Origin of the sequence: Nostoc piscinale CENA21, assembly GCF_001298445.1 — a bacterium.
GTDB lineage: Bacteria > Cyanobacteriota > Cyanobacteriia > Cyanobacteriales > Nostocaceae > Nostoc_B > Nostoc_B piscinale_A.
In genome coordinates, this window is sequence record NZ_CP012036.1 from 5,434,305 (window position 1) to 5,455,278 (window position 20,974).

At 41.8% G+C, this 20,974-nt stretch carries 17 protein-coding genes, 1 tRNA gene and 2 pseudogenes; 9 read left to right on the top strand and 11 right to left on the bottom strand.

All coding sequences use genetic code 11. The features are described from left to right. Nucleotides 1–124: 124 nt before the first annotated feature. Nucleotides 125–802, top strand: coding sequence for a Uma2 family endonuclease (locus tag ACX27_RS23260; protein ID WP_062295900.1), 678 nt, complete (start codon nucleotides 125–127; stop codon nucleotides 800–802). Here ACX27_RS23260 and ACX27_RS23265 read toward each other — a convergent pair. Further along, nucleotides 799–1,989: an MFS transporter gene (locus ACX27_RS23265; RefSeq protein ID WP_062295901.1), complete on the bottom strand. Its 1,191-nt coding sequence runs from the start codon at nucleotides 1,987–1,989 to the stop codon at nucleotides 799–801. The genes ACX27_RS23260 and ACX27_RS23265 overlap by 4 nt on opposite strands. A 338-nt stretch (nucleotides 1,990–2,327) precedes the next feature. On the opposite strand from ACX27_RS23265, the gene psb32 reads away from it, so the two are divergent. Then, complete coding sequence (gene psb32, locus ACX27_RS23270) at nucleotides 2,328–3,068, top strand: photosystem II repair protein Psb32 (protein WP_062295902.1); 741 nt, start codon at nucleotides 2,328–2,330, stop codon at nucleotides 3,066–3,068. Nucleotides 3,069–3,118: 50 nt separating this feature from the next. Here psb32 and ACX27_RS23275 read toward each other — a convergent pair whose 3' ends face one another. The 3 genes from ACX27_RS23275 to ACX27_RS23285 all read right to left on the bottom strand — a co-directional run bounded on the left by ACX27_RS23275 (nucleotide 3,119) and on the right by ACX27_RS23285 (nucleotide 5,974). After that, nucleotides 3,119–3,502, bottom strand: a complete 384-nt coding sequence (locus ACX27_RS23275; protein ID WP_062295903.1) for a DUF4346 domain-containing protein — start codon at nucleotides 3,500–3,502, stop codon at nucleotides 3,119–3,121. Nucleotides 3,503–3,586: 84 nt separating this feature from the next. Then, nucleotides 3,587–4,282, bottom strand: a complete 696-nt coding sequence (locus ACX27_RS23280) for a potassium channel family protein (RefSeq protein WP_062295904.1) — start codon at nucleotides 4,280–4,282, stop codon at nucleotides 3,587–3,589. Nucleotides 4,283–4,639: 357 nt separating this feature from the next. After that, nucleotides 4,640–5,974: a TrkH family potassium uptake protein gene (locus ACX27_RS23285; RefSeq protein WP_062295906.1), complete on the bottom strand. Its 1,335-nt coding sequence runs from the start codon at nucleotides 5,972–5,974 to the stop codon at nucleotides 4,640–4,642. A 145-nt stretch (nucleotides 5,975–6,119) separates the two neighbouring features. Between ACX27_RS23285 and ACX27_RS23290 the strand changes: the two genes are divergently transcribed. Then, nucleotides 6,120–6,965, top strand: a complete 846-nt coding sequence (locus ACX27_RS23290) for a methyltransferase domain-containing protein (protein WP_062295909.1) — start codon at nucleotides 6,120–6,122, stop codon at nucleotides 6,963–6,965. On the opposite strand, the gene ACX27_RS34240 is transcribed toward ACX27_RS23290, so the two are convergent. The 4 genes and pseudogenes from ACX27_RS34240 to ACX27_RS23305 all read right to left on the bottom strand — a co-directional run bounded on the left by ACX27_RS34240 (nucleotide 6,934) and on the right by ACX27_RS23305 (nucleotide 9,862). Then, the gene (locus tag ACX27_RS34240; RefSeq protein ID WP_235526330.1) at nucleotides 6,934–7,323 is read right to left on the bottom strand and encodes an SGNH/GDSL hydrolase family protein; all 390 of its coding nucleotides are present in this window, start codon (nucleotides 7,321–7,323) and stop codon (nucleotides 6,934–6,936) included. The two genes, ACX27_RS23290 and ACX27_RS34240, sit on opposite strands and share 32 nt — an antisense overlap. Next, nucleotides 7,298–7,825, bottom strand: coding sequence for an SGNH/GDSL hydrolase family protein (locus ACX27_RS34245; protein ID WP_235526331.1), 528 nt, complete (start codon nucleotides 7,823–7,825; stop codon nucleotides 7,298–7,300). Before ACX27_RS34245 ends, ACX27_RS34240 begins: the two co-directional genes overlap by 26 nt. A 244-nt stretch (nucleotides 7,826–8,069) precedes the next feature. Beyond that, complete coding sequence (locus ACX27_RS23300; RefSeq protein WP_062295911.1) at nucleotides 8,070–8,750, bottom strand: response regulator transcription factor; 681 nt, start codon at nucleotides 8,748–8,750, stop codon at nucleotides 8,070–8,072. Nucleotide 8,751: 1 nt separating this feature from the next. Beyond that, a pseudogene (locus tag ACX27_RS23305) lies at nucleotides 8,752–9,862 on the bottom strand (sensor histidine kinase). 408 nt (nucleotides 9,863–10,270) lie between these two features. Between ACX27_RS23305 and kdpA the strand changes: the two are divergent. The 4 genes from kdpA (at nucleotide 10,271) to kdpC (ending at nucleotide 15,128) form a co-directional block, all read left to right on the top strand. Then, a complete protein-coding gene (gene kdpA, locus ACX27_RS23310; RefSeq protein WP_062295913.1) occupies nucleotides 10,271–12,016 on the top strand; it encodes a potassium-transporting ATPase subunit KdpA in 1,746 nt (581 codons plus the stop codon). Between the two features lie 61 nt (nucleotides 12,017–12,077). After that, entirely contained in the window at nucleotides 12,078–14,210 is a 2,133-nt protein-coding gene (gene kdpB, locus ACX27_RS23315) for a potassium-transporting ATPase subunit KdpB (protein WP_062295915.1), read from the top strand. A gap of 22 nt (nucleotides 14,211–14,232) precedes the next feature. After that, a complete protein-coding gene (locus ACX27_RS31170; protein WP_083468930.1) occupies nucleotides 14,233–14,484 on the top strand; it encodes a potassium-transporting ATPase subunit F in 252 nt (83 codons plus the stop codon). After that, a complete protein-coding gene (gene kdpC / locus ACX27_RS23325) occupies nucleotides 14,484–15,128 on the top strand; it encodes a K(+)-transporting ATPase subunit C (RefSeq protein ID WP_062295917.1) in 645 nt (214 codons plus the stop codon). Before ACX27_RS31170 ends, kdpC begins: the two co-directional genes overlap by 1 nt. Before the next feature lie 98 nt (nucleotides 15,129–15,226). Here kdpC and ACX27_RS23330 read toward each other — a convergent pair whose 3' ends face one another. After that, nucleotides 15,227–16,234, bottom strand: a complete 1,008-nt coding sequence (locus ACX27_RS23330; RefSeq protein ID WP_062295919.1) for a ribonuclease T2 family protein — start codon at nucleotides 16,232–16,234, stop codon at nucleotides 15,227–15,229. Nucleotides 16,235–16,663: 429 nt separating this feature from the next. On the opposite strand from ACX27_RS23330, the gene ACX27_RS23335 reads away from it, so the two are divergent. Both ACX27_RS23335 and ACX27_RS23340 read left to right on the top strand, forming a co-directional pair. Then, nucleotides 16,664–18,610: an APC family permease gene (locus tag ACX27_RS23335; protein ID WP_062295922.1), complete on the top strand. Its 1,947-nt coding sequence runs from the start codon at nucleotides 16,664–16,666 to the stop codon at nucleotides 18,608–18,610. A gap of 510 nt (nucleotides 18,611–19,120) precedes the next feature. Continuing rightward, nucleotides 19,121–19,894 carry a hypothetical protein gene (locus ACX27_RS23340; RefSeq protein WP_062295924.1) on the top strand — a complete coding sequence of 258 codons (774 nt, stop codon included), beginning with the start codon at nucleotides 19,121–19,123 and terminating at the stop codon, nucleotides 19,892–19,894. 203 nt (nucleotides 19,895–20,097) lie between these two features. On the opposite strand, the pseudogene ACX27_RS23345 reads toward ACX27_RS23340, so the two are convergent. Both ACX27_RS23345 and ACX27_RS23350 read right to left on the bottom strand, forming a co-directional pair. Next, nucleotides 20,098–20,533, bottom strand: a pseudogene (locus tag ACX27_RS23345) (SufE family protein). Nucleotides 20,534–20,664: 131 nt separating this feature from the next. Then, a tRNA-Met gene (locus ACX27_RS23350) sits at nucleotides 20,665–20,738 on the bottom strand. Nucleotides 20,739–20,974 lie beyond the last annotated feature (236 nt).

A 20,974-nucleotide genomic window follows, 5' to 3' on the forward strand; every position in this document is an offset into this window, starting at 1 on the left:
TTAATAACATCATCAAAGGCGATGTCTGAAGACAAGAAGCAGAGCTTCTACGCACTTTGAAAATTATGCAGACTCCAGCCTAATTTAATTAGACTAAAACTAGGCGATAACCGGCTATTCAATTATGCTACAGTACGATCCGTTGGATTGCTTACCCTCGGCTGAGGATTTGCCCGACTCAGACGATACCCCTGTGGATAACGAACTACAAGATTTAATTCCCGGATTACTCAAAGCTATTTTAGCTATGGCTTGGCCAGAGCGTATGGACTGGTTTTTTGGCGTTGATATGGGGATTTATTACGATCCTGATGAACCAGCCATTGTTCCAGACGGGTTTTTAAGCCTGGGAGTAGAACGAATACTAGATGAAAACTTGCGTCTTAGCTATGTGCTTTGGGAAGAACGGCGCGTACCAATCATGGTGTTAGAAGTAGTTTCGCACAAACGTCGGGGAGAGTATTCTAGTAAAAAAGAATTTTATGCCCAGTTGGGAATTTTGTATTATGTGATTTACAATCCTCTGCGGCGGCAAAAAGCGCGTTTGGAAGTCTATTATTTAGCAGATGGTAAATATAAATTACTCCCAGGAAATCCCGTTTGGCTACCAGAAATTGGTTTAAAAATAGGGTATGAACGGGGAACTTATCTAGGAATTACGCGAGAGTGGCTTTACTGGTATGACGAGTCAGGAAAGCGTTTGTTAACACCAGAAGAACGGGTACAACAAGCAGAACAACGCGCTCAAATATTAGCAGAACGATTAAGAAATCTGGGTATAGACCCAGATTCTGTGATTTAAATAGGTTTATCTGTTAACTCTGGTTGAGATTTATTCGCTTGCAATTGCACCCAAGCAAAGAAGGGAATTGCGAGTAGTTGAGTTGCAGTCGAAAAGATGACTAATAAGGTGATGGAGCGATCATATAAAACACCCATTAAAGTGCTACCTACAAACCAAGCAAAACCATAGCCTGTGCTGAAGATACCATAAGCTGTGGCGCGTTTGTGTTTGGGGACGAGTCCAGCGATCGCAGCTTTTAAAATTGACTCTTGCGCCCCCATACCTATACCCCAAAATGCTATACCTAACAGTGCCAATTGGGTATTACCTAAAAATACCAATGGTGCAAACAACGATGAAACAAAAGCCGCAACCATCAAAATCGAAATACCTACGCGGTCAAATAAATAGCCAAATATCAGTGCAGCTACGGCATCAACTCCCATTGCTAAGGCATAAAATAAGGGGATTGTTTGTCCAGAAGCAATATCTCCTTTTTGGAAATGAAAAGCAATTAACGGAAAATCTGCATAACCAGCCGCAATAATCGCCACCGCACCCAGATAAATCCAAAAAGCTCGCGGTATTCCGTCTTCTTGACTTATTTCATCTTCAATTTCCAAATCGCTGGGGTTGGGATACAAAAATTGCAAAACCAATAACACAATCAATCCCAACACCGCAGGTACAATCAAAATCGTGAAGCCGTTGCGATACTCTCCTTGGAAATAAACCATTGCTGCTACTGCTAAAGGCCCCATCACAGCGCCGGTTTGATCCATTGCTTCATGCAAACCAAAGCCAAAACCTCTGCCAAGTTGACTCACACCATGAGACAGGAGTGCATCTCGCGGGGGAGTCCGCACGGCTTTACCTGTGCGTTCTGCCATCATCAAACCTGCGGCTACTTCCCATCTCCCGGCAAAAGCCAATAATGGGACAACGGCAGTGTTTAAAATAAATCCTAAAGTTGTAATTCCCCAATACTTGCGCGTTTGATCGCTGAGATAACCAATGGCTAGGCGCAAACCATACCCAATGAGTTCACCAAAACCCGCTACCAAACCTACCACAGTGCCGCTTGCACCTAAAACCTGCAAATAAGCCCCTGTAATGCTACGTGCGCCTTCATAAGTGGCATCGGCACAAAGGCTAACAAAACCCAGTAAAATCACAAACTTCAAAGCGGCTGATTTCTGCGGCATACTTTTGTATCTATTCAAATTGTTACTTTGTATAATTCTGTCTTTATTGCTGCATCAGAAACCCAGAAAACCACCCTGTTTCTCCAAAAAACAGTATTTTTGCCAGATATTAGTTTCTTTAGGTAGCTGCTAAGACAGAATTTCGGTTATATCATAAAGTTCTGGAATAATTGGCAAAGTCCACGTTCAACATTTAGCTAAAACCGAAAGAAGCCCCACACCTGAACCGGAATGGCAGCGTGGGACGGACACTTTGCTATAGATAAATTCCTGAACAGGGTGATTTTGTCATTGATTGTGTAGTATTTTTGGTGCTAGTCTGTCTTAGGATCAATCAAATGAAACAGCTCCTCAGAACAGTATTTGGCATTAAAAAATACATCATTTGGCTGCTTACACCAATACTGGCAATTATTCTTGGTGCATCACTTTTGGCTACCCCGGCGTTAGCTACTGGTGTGTATCAAATTCCGAATTTAACCCCCGGTGGTGACTGGGTTGTAGATCAAGGTGAAGTGCTAAGTCGCATCAACGAAGGTAAGATTAGTGGTGCCTTTGAGGATTTAGCCAAGAAAACTGGCAATGAAGTGCGATTTGTCACAATTCGCCGTTTAGATTATGGTGAAACATCAGACAGCTTTGCTAAAGGGCTGTTTGAAAAATGGTTTCCCACCAAAGAGGCGCAAGCAAACCAAACATTGTTGGTGCTAGATACTGTTACTAACAACACTGCAATTATTACCGGGGATCAAGTCAAGTCTTTGCTGACTGATGCTATTGCCGAGAGTGTAGCTACAGAAACCCTAGCTGCACCATTACGGGACGGTGATAAATATAATCAGGCATTTTTGGATGCGAGCGATCGCTTAGTGAAAGTTCTCTCTGGTGAACCCGACCCAGGCCCACCACAAATTGTTGATAGAGAAACGGTAGAAGGCACCTTTACCAAAGCAGAAGATACCGACCAAGGTAGTGCAACTGCTTGGGTGATAGGTCTGTTAATTGCAGCAACCGTCATCCCGATGGCGACTTACTACATATATCAAGTAAATCAGCCACAGCCACCATCTAACGGCTAACTTTGAAGTATGAAGTATGAAGTGTAAAAATTTCATCCTTCATACTTTTCTTAGTCTTGAACATATTCTTGTCCTGTCACTAAAGCCACTTCAGCACGGACAAACTCTCGTCCTAAATAAGCTGCATGGTCTAATTGCGAAACTGGACAAGGGTGAGTTTGTTCAAAAATCTTTACACTGAGTTCCTTGGCAGTTCTACCACTATAAACTGTGCTGTGAGTTCTTTCCACCTTACCCCGCGCCGGAATGACTTTGCCTGTTTCGGGATCTACAGCTAAACCATGCTCATCAATTACATTAGTAAAATGCTTGGCATGGATTAATCCCTCGCCTCTATCCAAATAGATGATGAAATAGCCAGCCGGGTCAAGGTCAATATGACGCTGAGAAAGTCTATCATCTATTGCTGCTAAATCTTTAACTATTAAATCCATAACTGCGATCAAAAACAAAATTCTTTTTTCAGGGTTTTTACACCATATACTTAAGTGTAATTCCTATGTTCCTCAATCAGAGCATTAAATTGGTAAGCGATTAATATCTTTATTACAGCCAATTACCACCATTGCTGAACCACGTTCTAGGCGCTTTTGGGGGTCTGGGTTAATTACAAATTTGCCATCTTGACTTACAGCCAGTAAGTTTAAACCATAACGATTACGTAGTTGAATTTCGGTAATGGTTTTGCTATGAAACTCATCAGGAACAATCATCTCAACAATACTATGGTCTGGGTCGAGGTCAAATCTATCTAATATAGATGGTTTGGTGAGAGTACGTGCTAAAGCACAGCCAGCTTCATACTCAGGGAAAACAACATGGTCTGCACCAACTCTATGCAATAACTTGCGGTGAACTTCACTAGAAGCTTTAGCCACAACGTGAGGTACACCACCTTCTTTGACATTGAGAGTAGTAATAATACTTTCTTGAACGTAATTACCGATCGCTACAATTACTGTATCAAATTCAAAAATCCCCGCTTCTTTCAGTGCGGCTGGTTCTGTGGAATCTAATTGCAAAGCATGACCTACGATTTCTTCTGTCAACGCCTCACAAACTCTTTTTTCATCAACATCTGTTGCTAGTACTTGATAACCAAATTTATGCAGGGTGGAACATACAGACCGACCAAAGCGACCTAGCCCAATGACTGCAAATTGCTGATTATCTTTACGTAAACTGCGAAAAAAACCCAGTGATGCAAGATTCACAGTTGCTTTCCTTATTAACGCTCCCTGTATTTAGGACAAAAAATTCTGAAATCTCACTTGAAGTATCAATTTTTATTTTTTGCCTAGTGTTTCATATTCTATCAGTTTCAGTTCATGGTATTGATGCCTTCTCTTTTTCTTCATTGGTTAGTTACACAAACCATAATTAACCGCCGATGGAAGAGGATGAACGCAGATGAACGCAGATAAATTTGTACTTCGGAAGGGCTATATCATCAGTAAGTTTTCGTTATATCTAAAAAGATCCCCGACTTCTTCAAGAGGTCGGGGATCTGAGTCTCTCAATTTTTACAAATCCAATGGAATTGGTATGTTTAATTTTTGCCTTTTGGCCAGCTATCCCACCAATAAGTTTTCTTCAGGGTAGTGAATTCTAGTAGGGCGGGGATCGCCTAAAATCGCGGACATTAACAAGAGAACCCCAACTCTACCAATGTACATGGTAATAATTAATATCAGTTTAGCGGCGGTGGAGACTGTACCTGTAATGCCTGTAGAAAGACCAACGGTGGCAAAGGCGGATACTACTTCAAATAAAATTTGAATAAAGTCTAGGTTTGGATCTGTTAAAGATATGAGAACCGTTGCCAAAATTACCGTAGCTACAGAACCAACCAATACACCCACAGCTTTCAATATTAAAGAGATCGCGATTTTTCGGTCATATAATAAAACTTCTTCTTTACCTTGAAGAATTGCTTTTGTACAACTTGTTAGCACTCGTAAAGTTGTAGTTTTTATCCCCCCGCCTGTACCACCAGGACTAGCACCAATAAACATGAGGGCGATTGTGATGAATAGACCGGCGGTGGTCATTTTACTAATATCTATAGTGTTGAATCCAGCAGTTCTAGGGGTGACAGATTGAAACCAAGCTACTAAGAATTGACCACCTAAATCTAAGTTACCAAATGTTGCTGGGTTCCTAAATTCAATACAGAAAAAGGCAATCGTACCGAGAATTAAAAGAATTAAAGTTGTGCTGGTAGCAACTTTAAAGTCTAAAGAGAGGACTAAATTTGTCTTTTGTTTGAGGAAGCGATCGCGCAACCAAAGATACATCTCTAAAATAACTTGATAGCCAATTCCCCCAAAGATAATTAATGTCGTGACTGTGAAAACTACTAACACAGATGTTTGATAACCAATCAAGTTATCTTTAAATAAACTAAAACCCGCATTATTCCAAGCATTTATACTATGAAATATTGCTAACCATAGCCCTTGTGACCAACCATATTGCGGCACAAAAGCAGGCAAAAGTAAAAATATCCCCGTAATTTCAAAAATTAAAGTCGTGGCAATAATTGAGCGAATCACTTGGGCGCTACCGTGCATTCCTGGTCTGTCTAATGCTTGTTGAATCGCTATTTTTTGCCGTAAATCAAATCTGCGCCCAATCAGCAAAATCAAAAAGGTAGTGGTTGTCATGTAGCCCAAACCACCAATTTGAGCTAACAAGGCAATAAACAACTGCCCCCAAAAAGAAAAATAAGTCCCAGGATCAACTACTGATAAACCAGTCACACAAACGGCAGATGTTGAGGTGAATAATGCCACAACTATGTTATTCCAACTGCCGGCGCTAGTTGAAAAAGGCAGCATCAACAAAATCGTCCCAACAGTGATGACAGCCAGAAATCCCAAGCAAATTGTCCGCGAAACAGTCATATTAAGGTAGAGCCTCTTGATTTTTCCAGGCGGGTTTACTCATTTCTCCTGGAAAGGAAAAACATCTTTATTTAATTAAAAACAAACATGGTAGCTTACCAGTATGTTTATTTAAACTCTGTTTTGTCTTAGCATTATTTGTTTTATGAGTACAACACTATATCAGCAAATTCAGCAGTTTTACGATGCTTCTTCTGGTTTATGGGAAGAAGTTTGGGGCGAACACATGCACCACGGCTACTACGGTGCAGATGGCACGCAAAAAAAAAAAGAGCGTCGTCAAGCGCAAATTGATTTAATTGAAGAAATACTGAATTGGGCAGATGTTAAAACAGCAACTAACATTTTGGATGTAGGTTGTGGTATTGGCGGCAGTTCTTTATACTTGGCGGAAAAGTTTCATGCTCGGACTACTGGTATTACTTTAAGTCCGGTGCAGGCGGCGAGAGCCACAGAACGCGCTCAGGAAATGCTGTTACAGGTCAGAAGTAAGTTTTTAGTGGCTGATGCTCAAGCAATGCCTTTTGCAGATGATACTTTTGACTTGGTTTGGTCGCTAGAAAGTGGCGAACACATGCCTGATAAAACCCAGTTTTTACAAGAATGTTATCGCGTATTAAAACCGGGTGGGACTTTAATTATGGCGACTTGGTGCCATCGACCAACAGATGATGCACCATTAACAGCAGATGAACAAAAGCATTTACAAGATATTTACCGCGTGTATTGTCTGCCTTATGTAATTTCGTTACCGGAGTATGAAGCGATCGCTCATCAACTACCATTAAAAAATATCCGCACTGCTGATTGGTCAGTTGCGGTTGCACCATTTTGGAATGTCGTAATTGATTCCGCAATCACATCTAGTGCAATTTTTGGCTTGTTGCGTTCTGGCTGGAGTACCATTCAAGGAGCCTTAGCACTAGGGTTAATGAGTCGCGGTTATGAACGTGGGTTAATTAAGTTTGGGTTGGTGTGCGGACAGAAGTAGAAATTCCAGCTTCTTGAATCGCTGAAAAAGCTGCGTCTGCAATTATTCGGTGCGCCGCAGTTGTCGGATGAATACCATCCCAAAATAAGAATTGATTTGGATGACCACAGGATTGAGAACCAGACACACATGCACTGACAACATTGGTAAAACCAAATGTAGCCGGATTAGCGATCGCATTGCGATACAAGGTGTTAGCATCCAAACTGACAATTTCCAAGTCAGAATGCTGCTGACTTAGTATTTTCAGCGATCGCCGCAAACCTTGATTATGCGATTGGGTTAAGGAACTGAGGCTGCTAGAATTGGCGTTGCTACTTGTGGCTGGTAACTTACCTAAATCTGGTAGATTCGCCACCAGAAATTTTTTTCGCACCGACATCAGTTAAAGAAGCGATCGCTTGTGTCAGGTTGTGGATGGGGACATTAGCATTATTTACCCCCTGTAAATAATCATTTGCTCCCGCCCAAACTATATATAAGGCATTGGGATTAGTCTTTTGATGTGTCTGGGTAAATGACTTGACTTGAGTTAATAAGTTCGGCACATAACTATTGCCAACATTACCAGTAGTTGCACCACCGTAAGCAAAATTGTTAGTATGCTTGCTTGACAAATGCAGGCGATCGGCGAGATACTCCACCCAAACCCGACCATTCGAGTAACGCCCTTGAAAGTATGTTGAACTAGGCGGGTACATTCCCCCCGTTGCTTGGAATACCATTCCTGTGTCCGAAAGACTATCACCAAATACATAAAGTCCAGCGATCGGATGAGTACTAGCAAAAGAATTTGTGAGTACAACCATGATAAAAATTAAAAATGACAGTCCTATGGCTAAAAACAATTTTTTTGGCATGAATCTGTGGTTTGATTGCCAATCTTTCAACTAATATTTGCTTGGCTAAAGATTGCCCAGATAGTTATAGCGGTAGTCAGATATGTTAAGACAATTTGAAAACTTTAACGCTAGGCATAGTAAGACTTTTCCTCCTGCCTTCTGCCTTCTGCCTCCTGCCTTCTGCTAGAATTGCTTCTCTAGGCTAACAAGGCAATTAAAAGGATTTTTGAGTGTAACCGAATACTTTCAGGTGTGGATTTTGCTAATCTTTCACAATGATGTCGCTGTTGATTAATCCTTTTTGTAAAGCAATCATCACCGCTTGGGTGCGATCGCTCGCCTCTAACTTTTGTAAAATGGCATGGATATGCACTCGCACTGTTCCCGGTGCAATATATAGTGCAGTCGCAATTTCTTGATTGGTTTTACCTGCTGCTAACAGCGATAAAATTTCTTGTTCACGCCCAGTTAAGGGATTAGCAATCTTTGAGATATTTTCTAATTGAGGCGGTTCCGAAATAAAAGAAGAACGAATTTCTCTTGTTGCAATTTCATCCCACCAAGACGCGCCAGCCGCCACAGAACGCAATGCTAAAACTAATTTTTCCGCAGCAATACCTTTCAGGCAATAACCCTGAGCGCCTGCTTCAATTAACCGTGAAATTAAAGGCTTTTGCGAGTGGGAAGTGAGAATTAAAATTGGCAATGCCGGATTTTGCTGCTTAATTTGTCTACAAGTTTCAATTCCACCAATTCCCGGTAAGCCCACATCTAACAACACAATATCTAGCAGATGTTCTTTGACTAACTCAATAGCTGTTTCACCATCTTCAGTCTCAGCAATAATTTCTAACCCAGGTTCTTGCTGCAACCGTACTTGCAAACCTAAGCGAAAAAGTTCATCATCTTCAACTAGTAGAATTTTGATTGGGGTAGAAGACATTTCACGCAGCTGGCGGAGATGGAAATGGATAAACAGGTAGTTTAAAAGCAAACACAGCACCAGTCGGCACTTTGTTCTCTGCCCAGATTATACCCCCGTGGGCTTCAATAATTTGCCGTGATAAATAAAGCCCCAATCCTGAACCTTTAGCTTGGCGATCGCTATGACCTTGATAAAATCTTTCAAATAGGTGAGAAAACTGTTCTGATTGAATACCCGCACCCGTATCTAAAATTTTCACGACTTGATAAGAAGTTTGTGGTTCTAAAAAAAACTTCCACCTTTCCACCACGGCGGGAATGATTAATGGCATTAACTAACAGATTATTAAACACGCGATGCAGTTGCAACGCATCACCTTGAACCCACAATGATTGTCGCCAATTAGAATCACCATAACTAACCGAAAGATGAACACGACGATTTGCAGCTAATTCCATCAAATCACCAGCCGCCTCTTCTGCCAAAATAGTTAAATCGACTGGTGCTAAGTCCAGTTTTAAACCTTCGGTATCGTTGCGATAAACATCTAACAGAGTTTCTACCAATTGTAAGGAAGTTTCATGACTCCGTGCCATTGTCGATAAGACTTGTTGCTGCATTGGTACAACTGGGCCAAATTTTTCTTGTTGAAAAGCTTTGATAGTTTCAATCGCCCCTAACAACGGGGTTTTTAAATCATGAGTCAGTGTAGAAGCAAAATCTTCTCGTACCTTGACCAATTCCGCTTGCGATTCTAACTTAGCGCGAGTTACTGTGATCGCCTCTTGAGAACGACGCAGGCGATCGCTTAAAATACCAGTCACAATTAAAGCCATCACCGCAATTACGCGACTGGCTACCGTGGAGACTTTAACTAATTCATTTCCAGGTACAACCAAATTCAACAGCGTCAAACACACCGCCACCATAGTCGCTAAAAAAGTTGCCCTTCCACCAAACCAATAGTTTGTTAATAAAATTGCCCCTGTATAAAGATATCCAAATACATATTCTGTTGGTGTTTCAAACTCCATTGAAATTACACCAATAAATAAACACAGTATAATAATAAATCTGATTAATTTATAACTTTTATTATGCTTTTTAACTCCAAATTTATCTGCGTTCATCGGCGTTCATCCTCTTCTATCGGCGGTTAATTTTTTGTTTCCGTACCTACAACAGTGAGTATTGCTATCTTCAATATAAAACTTACGCAAAAATTCCCGAAAAGCTTAATTTATCGAACCGCCAAGTCGCCGAGAACGCCAAGAAATCGTAGAGTCTGCGTAAGTCCTAATATATTTTTGATTAATACCTCATTACAATAGTTTATCTTCTCTGCGCTCTCTGCGTCTTGGCGGTTCGTTTATCATAAATTAGCAGCGTTTAGAAACAAACTAAACGCTAGATATAGAAAAAAAATAAACGCTGTATAAGTATAAAATTATATCCTTTATCCCTTGTTTTTCTCTCATAAAAAATCGATGATCTAAATTAATCCAATTAATTACAAACAGTCTAAATAATTAATATTTATGCTCCAGGGATGGATTCAAATTGGACTAACGCTACTAATTGTAGTAGCCATAACTCCATTTTTTGGGCGATATATGGCGCGTGTTTATCAAGAACAACGCACATTTCTCGACCCAATTTTAAACCCGATTGAACACATACTGTACTCTTTAGTTGGCGTTCAGACTAAAGCAGAAATGACAGGTTGGCAATACGCCAGAGCCATTCTCTACAGCAATATCGTTATGGGATTGCTGATATTCTTGATTATTATGAATCAAGGATGGCTACCCTTTAACCCAACAAAAATCCCGGCACCAACTTGGGACACAGCCCTACACACAACAATTTCCTTTATTACTAACACCAACCAACAACATTATTCTGGTGAAACCTACCTCAGTTACGCCAGTCAAATGTGGGGACTTAGTTATCACATGTTCACCTCAGCCGCCACTGGTTTAGCAGTGGGAATTGCGTTTATTCGTGGGTTAACAGGTAGACCATTAGGTAACTTTTATGTAGATTTGATTCGCTCAATTACGCGAATTTTATTACCTATTTGTATTGTTGGCGGAATTGCTTTGATGGCGGCTGGAGTTCCCGAAACCTTGGCAGGGCCAGTTGTATTTCCCACCTTAGAAGATTCTAGTGTAAGTCAAGCGATCGCCCTTGGCCCTGTTGCCCATTTTGAAATCATCAAACAACTTGGAGAAAACGGCGGCGGCTTTTTTGCCATCAACTCAGCCCACCCCTTTGAAAATCCCAACGGATTTTCTAACTTAATTCAAATTGTGGCGATGTTGTCAATTCCCACATCCTTGATTTATACCTACGGCTTGTTTGCCAATAACACTAAACAAGCCTGGTTAGTTTACGGGATGGTGGGTGTAATTTACATCGTATTTATTATCATCACAGCCATTGGTGAATATAACGGCAACCCCGCAGTCAACACACTGTTAGGTAGCACCCAACCCAACTTAGAAGGTAAAGAAGTCCGTTTTGGCTGGGCGCAATCAGCCTTATTTGCCGTCAGTACCACCGGAACCATGTGCGGCGCAGTCAACAGTTTACACGACTCCTTCATGCCCAACGGTGGTTTTGTCACCCTCTCCAATATGTTTTTGCAAATCATCTGGGGTGGACAAGGTACAGGTACAGCTTATTTATTTGCCTACCTGATTTTGGCAGTATTCGTCACAGGCTTAATGGTAGGGCGCACACCAGAATTTCTCGGACGCAAAATCGAAAAACGCGAGGTAGTACTAGCAAGTTTCTTGATTCTCCTAGTTCACCCCATCTCCATTATGATTCCTGCTGGTATCGCTTTAGCCTTCCCCGACCAACTAGCAGGAATCAGCAACCCTGGCTTTCATGGCTTTGCCCAAGTCCTTTATGAATATGCTTCGGCTGCGGCTAACAACGGTTCAGGCTTTGAAGGTTTAGGCGACTCCCAACCATCACCCATCGCCATTGCAGCAGGCGCAAAAACCACCGCCACCGCCTTGTGGTGGAACCTCAGTACTTGCTTCAGCCTCTTCGCCGGACGCTATATCCCCATCATCGGCTTACTCTTACTGGCCGATAGTATGTCTCGCAAACCCCAAGTCCCCTTTACCGTTGGCACATTACGCACCGACACCGGACTGTTTACAGGCGTAACCGCAGGCGTAATTTTAATTCTCGGCGCACTCACATTCTTTCCCGTTCTCGCATTTGGCCCCATCGGTGAAGCCTTCTGGATAGCTAAAGGTATCGGCTAATATTCCTTTTCTCCTCTCCTTTGCGCCTCCGCGTCTCTGCGTGAAAACATTCTCTCTTTCTATGAAAACCAACACAACACCTCGTCTTCCTCAAGGAATCCGTGACTCGCGCAAACATACCCCCAAAGCAGATATGCGGGGACTCTACCAAAGAGCGATTAAAGAGTCATTTGTCAAACTCCACCCAAAAATAGCTGTCCGTAACCCAGTCATGTTTATTGTCTGGGTAGGAACAATTGTTACCTTCCTCGTTACCCTCGACCCTAATTTATTCGGCACAATTCAGGCAGATGTTAACCAACAACGCTTATTAAACGGGTTAATTACACTCATCTTGTTTTTCACCGTGGTGTTTGCCAACTTTGCCGAAGCCGTGGCCGAAGGACGGGGTAAAGCCCAGGCTGATTCTTTACGCTCCACCCGTTCTGATACCATTGCTAATAAAATTCTCCCCGATGGTTCAATTCAAACAGTCAATTCTACAGAACTGCGACGCGGCGATTTAGTCAAAGTAGTAGCTAATAACATGATTCCCGCCGATGGCGAAGTGATTCAAGGAATTGGTTCTGTAGATGAGTCAGCCATCACAGGAGAATCAGCACCGGTACTCAAACAACCAGGTACAGATATTGCCAGTTCAGTTACAGGCGGTACGCGCTTACTTTCTGATGAATTAACAATTCGGATTACGGCTGATCCTGGTAAAGGCTTTATTGACAGGATGATTTCTTTGGTGGAAGGCGCAGAACGCACCAAAACACCCAACGAAATTGCCTTAACAGTACTGTTAGCAGTGTTAACCCAAGTCTTTTTAATTGTGGTGGCAACAATGCCGCCCTTTGTTAACTATATTGCTAACTTTATCAGTACAGTATTTGGTGCGGAAGCCGGCAACAGCTTACGGGCGGGTGCGAGTGTTGCGATTTTGATTTCCTTGCTGGTTGCTTTGATACCAACAACCATCGGTGGTTTGCTGAGTGCGATCGGCATTGCGGGGATGGATAGAGTAGCGCAATTTAATGTGATTGCCACCTCTGGACGCGCCGTCGAAGCCTGTGGTGATATCAATACGCTGGTGCTAGATAAAACAGGTACAATCACCTTGGGCAACCGAATGGCGGATGAGTTTATCCCTGTTAACAGTTACACCATCGAAGATGTCGCCAGAGTTGCCCGCGCTGCCAGTGTATTTGATGAAACACCAGAAGGTAGATCAATTGTCAAACTGGCAGAAACTTATCACATTGGTGTAGATTTCGATATCAATCAAGCAGAAGGTGTAGAATTTTCTGCCAAAACCCGGATGAGTGGGACAAATCTCCCCAACAGTAAACAAGTTCGTAAAGGGGCGGTAGATGCAATTAAAAGCTTTGTTCGCTCTCGTGGAGGCCATATTGCTAGTGATGTTGATGCAGCCTACGAGCGAGTTTCGCGGTTAGGCGGTACACCTTTAGCCGTTTGTCAAGATGATCAAATTTTTGGGGTTATCTATCTCAAAGATATTGTCAAACCCGGTTTGCGTGAAAGATTCGACCAACTCCGGCGGATGGGTGTAAAGACAATTATGCTCACGGGTGATAACCGCATTACAGCTGGTGTGATTGCTCAAGAAGCAGGTGTTGATGATTTTATCGCTGAAGCCACACCAGAAGACAAAATTGGTGTAATTCGCGCCGAACAATCTCAAGGTAAGTTAGTAGCAATGACTGGAGATGGTACGAATGATGCACCCGCATTAGCTCAAGCTAACGTAGGTTTAGCGATGAACTCTGGAACACAAGCCGCTAAAGAAGCCGCTAACATGGTGGATTTAGATTCTGACCCCACCAAGTTAATTGATTTGGTAACTATTGGTAAACAGTTATTAATTACCCGTGGGGCGTTAACTACTTTTTCTATTGCTAATGATATTGCTAAGTATTTCGCCATTATTCCCACTATTTTTGCGGCGGCGGGAATTGGCGCACTCAACATTATGGGACTGAAAAGCGCCCAATCAGCAATTATCTCAGCACTAATTTACAACGCCCTAATTATTCCGGTACTGATTCCTTTAGCACTGACAGGAGTCAAATTCCGTCCCCTAACAGCAGATCAATTATTAAGGCGCAACATTTTTATTTATGGTTTGGGCGGAATTGTTGCCCCTTTTATCGCCATCAAATTAATTGATGTCATCCTACCTTTGGCTTAATTTTTTACGAATTATCAATGTTATGAAAACTTTTCGTTTACCTCAAATATCGGCAGAAATAATTGATTTTACTGCTGATTACCGCATTCCAAAACTGCCTTTGTATATTTTTCTAGGAATGTGTTTCAACCTTTTGGTTGCACCTGTTGTTTATGCTGCTACTGGAGAAAGTTTTTCCCATGTTCAAGCTTGGTCATTAGGTCTTTTAGGACTAGTAACTTTGAGCCTTTCTACTTATTTATTTTTTGTTATGTTTGTTCCGGAGAAATTCTAATGAGTTTTGCACGCGAAGTTAACCGAGCCATTCGTTCTACTTTCGTTCTTTGGGTAATTGGCGCTATTATTTATCCCTTTGTGATGCTCGGTATTGGACAGATTATTTTGCCATTTCAAGTAAACGGTAGTCTGATTAAAAATAGCCAAGGTCAAGTGATTGGCTCTAGTTTAATTGGTCAACCTTTCACTTCCGAAAGATACTTTAATAGTCGTCCTAGTACCACCAGTTACAGCACTGCTGATCCAAAAAAAGATGAAGCGGGAGTGTTAAAAACTGGGGTTTCTGGTGCGAGTAATTTAGCCCCAAGTAATTCAGCCTTAATTGAACGTATCAAAGGTAAAGATGATCCTGACCCCAGCAAACGGGTTGAAGGTGATTTAAATCGGTTAAAAACAGCAGGTATCCAACCTACCGCCGATTTAGTTTACACCTCTGGTTCGAGCCTCGACCCCCACATTACCCCGGAAGCTGCCAAAGCACAAGTTAACCGTGTAGCCAAAGCGCGAGGACTCCAACCCCAACAGTTAGAAACTTTGATTGCTCAAAATATCGATAATCGCTTTTTGGGTATTTTTGGTGAACCAGGAGTTAATGTTTTGAAATTGAATTTAGCTTTGGATGCGTTGAAGTCTGCGAGTTAGTCAGATTTTATATAAAAATATTCATTTGATGAGGCGATCGCAACCAAACTTAGTTAGTGCGATCGCCTCATTATTCTATACGTAACCCAATGATTTAATTAACTACGTGCATCATCAATTAAGCAAGATTTAAACTTTTCAAGCTTGGCTTTGGGACTATTGGTTAACAAGTCACCAATCAAGCTGCTTGGAGTAATATCACCTGTGAGGTTAAGCCACAGTTCACCTAATATTGCATTTGTGCATTTAACTTCTATCTTATCCCCAGCATCAGCCGCAAAAGATGACAAGGCTTGATCAATATCTTTGAGGGTAACTTGGCGGCCAATATTACTAGCCACTAATGCTTGAATAGGCGATTTATTCAAAGCATCAATTAAAGCAATGGACTCAGAAAAATATTCCTCCGGCGTACCCTGATAGCAAGTACCATGCTTAATCCATTCATGTCGGTGCAAATTGGAAGCTGTTCCTGGCATGATTACTTGTAGCCTTGCCCAAGTCTCAGGCGACAGTTCTGATTCTACAGGAGGCAACTTTGACCAAGTTTTTGCCTTATCAAAACCGATGTCACTTTTGCTGACTCCGCAATAAATATTAGATTCTGGCTGAGGCCATAAACCGTGTAAGGCGAAGTTGGTAGCTTCTGGACGGTCTGGGTTTTTGGCTAAAGTTTGACACTCAGTTTTTTCGGGTTTGCTTTCACAAAAAGCGGGTTGCCAACTTACTGCAAGTAAATAGTCATTACCTACAGCCACAGGAATTACAGGCGGGATTTTTCCAGTTGTGTCGGAAGGCACACCCTCAGCATTAACGCAACTAACAGGAACCCAACGCCGAGAGGGACTGGCACTAGCAATTTCTAGCAGGTAGTGAGTAGGGTTATCTTTATTTTGACCAACTATTTGATAAGTCTGTCCCGGCTGTAATCTGACATTGCCGGGGTTTGTGCCTTTTTTAATCGAGCTTACGGCTTCACAAGCACCAACGGCGGTGGTAAATTGACTCTCCAGCGGAACCAATGCTAGAGCCGGGTGAGGAAATAAAATAAACGAAAATACCAATAAAAGTACTAATGCAAGCGTTTGTTTGAGCGATCGCACCATAATATACTCCTGAATATTGAGACTGAATTAATATCCACAGATAAGTAATGCCTTTCCTGATTTTGGCAATTACTATGTTTGTCGTATTGTTTGTAGCTAGAATCTGATCGATTATAAATGCACAGCACAGAAATTCATAAGTATTAATACTTGAATCAAAATAAAATTATTAACTTTATATCTTGCTGACTTAATCAAGATGTTAGCAAATTAAAAGATTTGAATTGCTTGTACTGAGTAAAAAATAGTATTTACAACTTTTGACCGTTCGCGTCTTCTAGTTTATTTAGATAACTTATTTCTAGAAAATTAAAAATGTAAAAACTTGTTGTTCTTTAGTTTGTGGGTGGATTTGTAGTTCAAAATTTTGAATAAAACTACCAAACTCAAAGCACTCACACCAGCTACTTTTATAACAAATCGGATTTGATGGCTAAATCAATGTTCTCAACAAAACGGCTCAATAGACGGTTTATGCGCTGGTTACTGGCAGAAAACCGCCGCGAAAAGGAAGGGCCTTACCAGAAGGAAGAAGCACACCGCCAGCATCCTTGGTGGCAAGTTATGTGCTTAACCGGTGTAGATTATTTTTCTACTCTTGGATATCAACCGGGAATTGCAGCATTGGCAGCAGGTGCGCTTTCTCCTATTGCTACGCTGATTTTGGTTTTATTAACGCTCTTTGGTGCTTTACCCATCTACCGCCGTATTGCTGCTAAAAGCCCACATGGTGAAGGTTCTATTGCTATGTTGGAGCATTTGCTTTCTTGGTGGCAAGGCAAATTACTGGTATTGTGTCTACTTGGCTTTGTGGCAACTGACTTTATTATTACTATTACTCTGTCTGCCGCTGATGCCACAGCCCATATCATTGAAAATCCGCTGACACCAAGTCTGCTGCACAGTCAAAGCATTGCTATTACCTTAATGTTAATTGCTTTACTCGGTGTAGTTTTCTTGAGAGGCTTTAAAGAAGCAATTGGGATTGCGGTATTTTTAGTGGCAGTTTATCTGCTGTTAAATTTAGTTGTCATTAGCATTGGGTTATATCATATTGCAATTAACCCAGGTGCGATCGCAAATTGGCAGACAGCACTTTTCGCCCGAAATAACAATTTCTTTCTCCTCATCGGCTTGGCTATCTTGTTGTTTCCTCGGCTGGCTTTGGGTTTATCTGGATTTGAAACTGGTGTCACAGTCATGCCCCTAGTTCAAGGTAGCAGTAGCGATACCCCAGAAATGCCCAGAGGACGAATTCGCAATACCCGCAAGCTACTGACGGCTGCGGCTGTCATTATGAGCTTCTTTTTGCTGACTAGCAGTTTTGTCACTACTCTATTGATTCCAGCCGCAGAATTTGCTACAGGCGGAAAAGCTAATGGTCGCGCCTTGGCTTACCTAGCACATCTTTATTTAGGCAATGGCTTCGGTACAATTTACGATTTAAGCACCATTTCGATTTTGTGGTTTGCTGGGGCATCAGCAATGGCAGGACTGCTAAATATTGTGCCTCGTTACTTACCACGTTATGGGATGGCACCAAGTTGGGCGCTATTAACACGTCCACTTGTATTAGTATATACAGCCATCGCCTTCGTAGTTACAATTATTTTCCAAGCAAATGTAGAAGCGCAAGGTGGTGCTTATGCAACTGGTGTGTTGGTACTAATTAGCTCCGCCGCCTTTGCGGTTACTTTATCAGCCCATCGTCATCGTTCTATACAAGGTAGAATTGTTTTTGCTTTAATTACACTGGTCTTTATCTATACGACCATTGTCAACATCATTGAGAGGCCAGAAGGGATTAAAATCGCTACGTTCTTCATTGGTGCAATCATCTTTACTTCCTTAGTTTCCCGTGTTTGGCGCTCAACGGAATTGCGGGTAGAACAAATAGAAGTTGATGAAAATGCCCGTGAATTTATTGCAGAAGAAAGCCAGGGCGCGATCAGAATCATTGCAAATCGCTTAAACGTAGGTAATGAACAAGAATATTTATTAAAGGAAAAAGAGGTACGTGAAGACAACCATATTCCACCGACAGATCCAGTGCTGTTTCTTGAGATTTTGATATCAGATGCGTCAGATTTTACTGATGTGATCAGAGTCAAAGGCGTAAAAGTTGGGGAGTATAGGATTTTACGTGCAGAAAGCGCCGCAGTCCCAAATGCGATCGCCGCTTTGTTGCTTTATATTCGTGACCAAACTGGTCAAATTCCTCACGCTTACTTCGGTTGGGTAGAAGGAAATCCCATCCAGTACTTACTGCGGTTTATCTTGTTTGGTGAAGGTGACATTGCTGTAGTTACCCGTGAAGTCCTACGTCGTGCTGAGAAAAATCCCCACAGGCGGCCGGGGATTCACGTTGGTGGTTAATATATGAATGGCAGAGACAAGGGAGACAAGGAAGATAACTTAGAACTTACACTTCGACTATGCTCAGTGTACAGCACTTAACACTCAGCAACGCCACTTGCTTCAACGGAGGAAACCTCCGCAACGCAGTGGCTCCTCAGCACTCAGCACTTTCAAGCTAGATGTGCAGTTAGTCAAACTATCACATACATTCTGATCAATGTTCAGCCATAGCTATGATGAAAGTGATATGGAGCTGATGCAGTGAGGCGAAAAATCAAGGGTTTTAGGGTGTAGGGGTGTATGTCTGCAAAACCCTTACACCCCGTATCTTAAAACCCCTACACCCAGTCTCCCCAGACAATCTTTGTGCATAATTCCTGTGATAGTTTTACTATAGCAAGAGTCTTTTTCTAACACTAATGCTTACCAATACAAAATGTGCAAATAGTTAAACCAGCACAATCATTCCGTATAAATGCCCAGCCACCGCCATGATGAAGATGATAGTTTCAGTGGAGACAGGGCAAGATGTATATTAACCTTTTTATCAGTTCTATCTTAGGAATTTTCACTATAGTACTGTTAGCATTTGGCGTGTTGCAATGGTTTCATGTACCTGCTGGTAACTTTCTAGATTGGTTAATTGGTGGTGCAAGTTTTTGGTGGTTGTTAGTAATTGTAACTGTACCTTGGAATGTCCATTTTCAAGCCAAAGAAGTTTTAGCAGAAGCAGCACAATCTTCTGAAAAAGGCATTCCTGTAGATGGGAAACAAGTCAAATATGTGCAATTATTAGCCAAGCGATCGCTGTGGCTGGCTCTTGCTTTACATGTATTTTCTGCCATTGGACTTTACATCCTTGCCGCCACGGGAATTAGTGCAGTAGGTTATATCAGTTCCGGTGCAGCTTTATTATTAACAATTTTGCGTCCCGCAATTCGCGCCTACGAATATTTATATGCAAGGCTAACTATGATTAGCCAAGAATGGAAATATCCCCGCGAAGATATTTATGAACTGCGTAATCGCTTCTCTGACTTAGAACAAAAAGTCAAATATATAGAAGAACAACTCAATCCAGAAGAATCATATTCTTTACCAGCCACCCAACAACGTTTTGCCGAAGAAACTCGCAAAGAACTGTCCAGAATTTTAGCGAATTTAGAAGAATTACGCGCCACAAATCAAACAGAACATGAACGTTTAGTAAGAGAATCCAGAAACGCGATCGCTCAACTTTCTACTGATGGACAATTTCTCGATCACGTCCGCGAAATTATCCGCTTTTTCAAAACAGCTTAGGTAAGAGGAATTACGCACCAAAATTGTCTACGGGGATTGGGTGTAAGGGTAAAAGGGTATGGGGTGTAAGGGTTTTGAATACATATAATCTCACATCCTTATACCCCCTGCGTCAAAGCTAGTCTATTTACTCAGCAACGCCAGTCGCCTCAAGTCAAGAGGCTCGCCCACGGCGCTGGCTCCTCAGCACTCAGCACTTTTTACTATTGTTCTAACTTGCACTCCAATGCTTTTTTTTTGCATAGTTTTAAATATGTTGTAAAAACCGTTAGCACGGGAAGGTGTCAAACTCACATTTAAACCGGTTGCTTGAATAAAATCTGGTGTTAATTGGACAATTTCTGTGGGACTTAACCCATTTAACCCTTCAATTAACAGCGCCACTAATCCCTTCGTTAACTGAGAATCAGATTCTCCTTGAAATACAACTTTCCCATCATTTAAGGCGGCGGTAACATACACCTGAGACACACAACCAGGAACTTTATTTTCTGGTATCTTATCAGCTTCGGGAAACTCTGGAAGCTTTTGGGCGTACCAGATCAGTTGTTCATAACGCCGCTTCGGATCGGATGCACGTTGAAAGCGTTGGACGATTTTAGCCAAAGCAGGTGGTAAAGAATCTAAACTAGAAGACATAACAGAAGCTGTAATTAATTCGGTCTCACCTTGAGTTTAAATTATCTGGAGGGCGATCGCGTTCACCATGAGCAAGTCGATGAATAATACCTGTAAACCAGATATTCTAAGTTAGATATTTACTTTTTAAATGGCTCAGGTCGGATTTGAACCAACGACCCCAGGCTTATGAGTCCCGTGCTCTAACCAACTGAGCTACTGAGCCAAACATTTCCACATTAATTCTTAATATAGCATACACATTTGTTGATGACTAGTCTTTCTGGCAATTAATTTTCATCCACAAGCTAATACCATTTTGGATTTTAGATTAGGTAAGGGTTGATTGGCAAACTTTCCAGCCATCTAGCTGTCGCAATCATTTTTCAGGCAGTTCACCCATCCAAGCAAAAGAGGGATAAAAACTCCCTCTTCTGACAAGAAAATAACTGGGTTGGAGAC

Excerpts from the sequence above, each read along its gene's own strand:
- ACX27_RS23335 (WP_062295922.1), top strand. The coding sequence starts at position 16,664 with ATGGCTAAATCAATGTTCTCAACAAAACGGCTCAATAGACGGTTTATG.
- ACX27_RS23330 (WP_062295919.1), bottom strand. The coding sequence starts at position 16,234 with ATGGTGCGATCGCTCAAACAAACGCTTGCATTAGTACTTTTATTGGTA.
- ACX27_RS23275 (WP_062295903.1), bottom strand. The coding sequence starts at position 3,502 with ATGGATTTAATAGTTAAAGATTTAGCAGCAATAGATGATAGACTTTCT.
- ACX27_RS23260 (WP_062295900.1), top strand. The coding sequence starts at position 125 with ATGCTACAGTACGATCCGTTGGATTGCTTACCCTCGGCTGAGGATTTG.
- ACX27_RS23340 (WP_062295924.1), top strand. The coding sequence starts at position 19,121 with ATGTATATTAACCTTTTTATCAGTTCTATCTTAGGAATTTTCACTATA.
- ACX27_RS31170 (WP_083468930.1), top strand. The coding sequence starts at position 14,233 with ATGAAAACTTTTCGTTTACCTCAAATATCGGCAGAAATAATTGATTTT.
- kdpB (WP_062295915.1), top strand. The coding sequence starts at position 12,078 with ATGAAAACCAACACAACACCTCGTCTTCCTCAAGGAATCCGTGACTCG.
- ACX27_RS23300 (WP_062295911.1), bottom strand. The coding sequence starts at position 8,750 with ATGTCTTCTACCCCAATCAAAATTCTACTAGTTGAAGATGATGAACTT.
- kdpA (WP_062295913.1), top strand. The coding sequence starts at position 10,271 with ATGCTCCAGGGATGGATTCAAATTGGACTAACGCTACTAATTGTAGTA.
- ACX27_RS23265 (WP_062295901.1), bottom strand. The coding sequence starts at position 1,989 with ATGCCGCAGAAATCAGCCGCTTTGAAGTTTGTGATTTTACTGGGTTTT.
- psb32 (WP_062295902.1), top strand. The coding sequence starts at position 2,328 with ATGAAACAGCTCCTCAGAACAGTATTTGGCATTAAAAAATACATCATT.
- ACX27_RS34245 (WP_235526331.1), bottom strand. The coding sequence starts at position 7,825 with ATGCCAAAAAAATTGTTTTTAGCCATAGGACTGTCATTTTTAATTTTT.
- ACX27_RS23285 (WP_062295906.1), bottom strand. The coding sequence starts at position 5,974 with ATGACTGTTTCGCGGACAATTTGCTTGGGATTTCTGGCTGTCATCACT.
- kdpC (WP_062295917.1), top strand. The coding sequence starts at position 14,484 with ATGAGTTTTGCACGCGAAGTTAACCGAGCCATTCGTTCTACTTTCGTT.
- ACX27_RS23290 (WP_062295909.1), top strand. The coding sequence starts at position 6,120 with ATGAGTACAACACTATATCAGCAAATTCAGCAGTTTTACGATGCTTCT.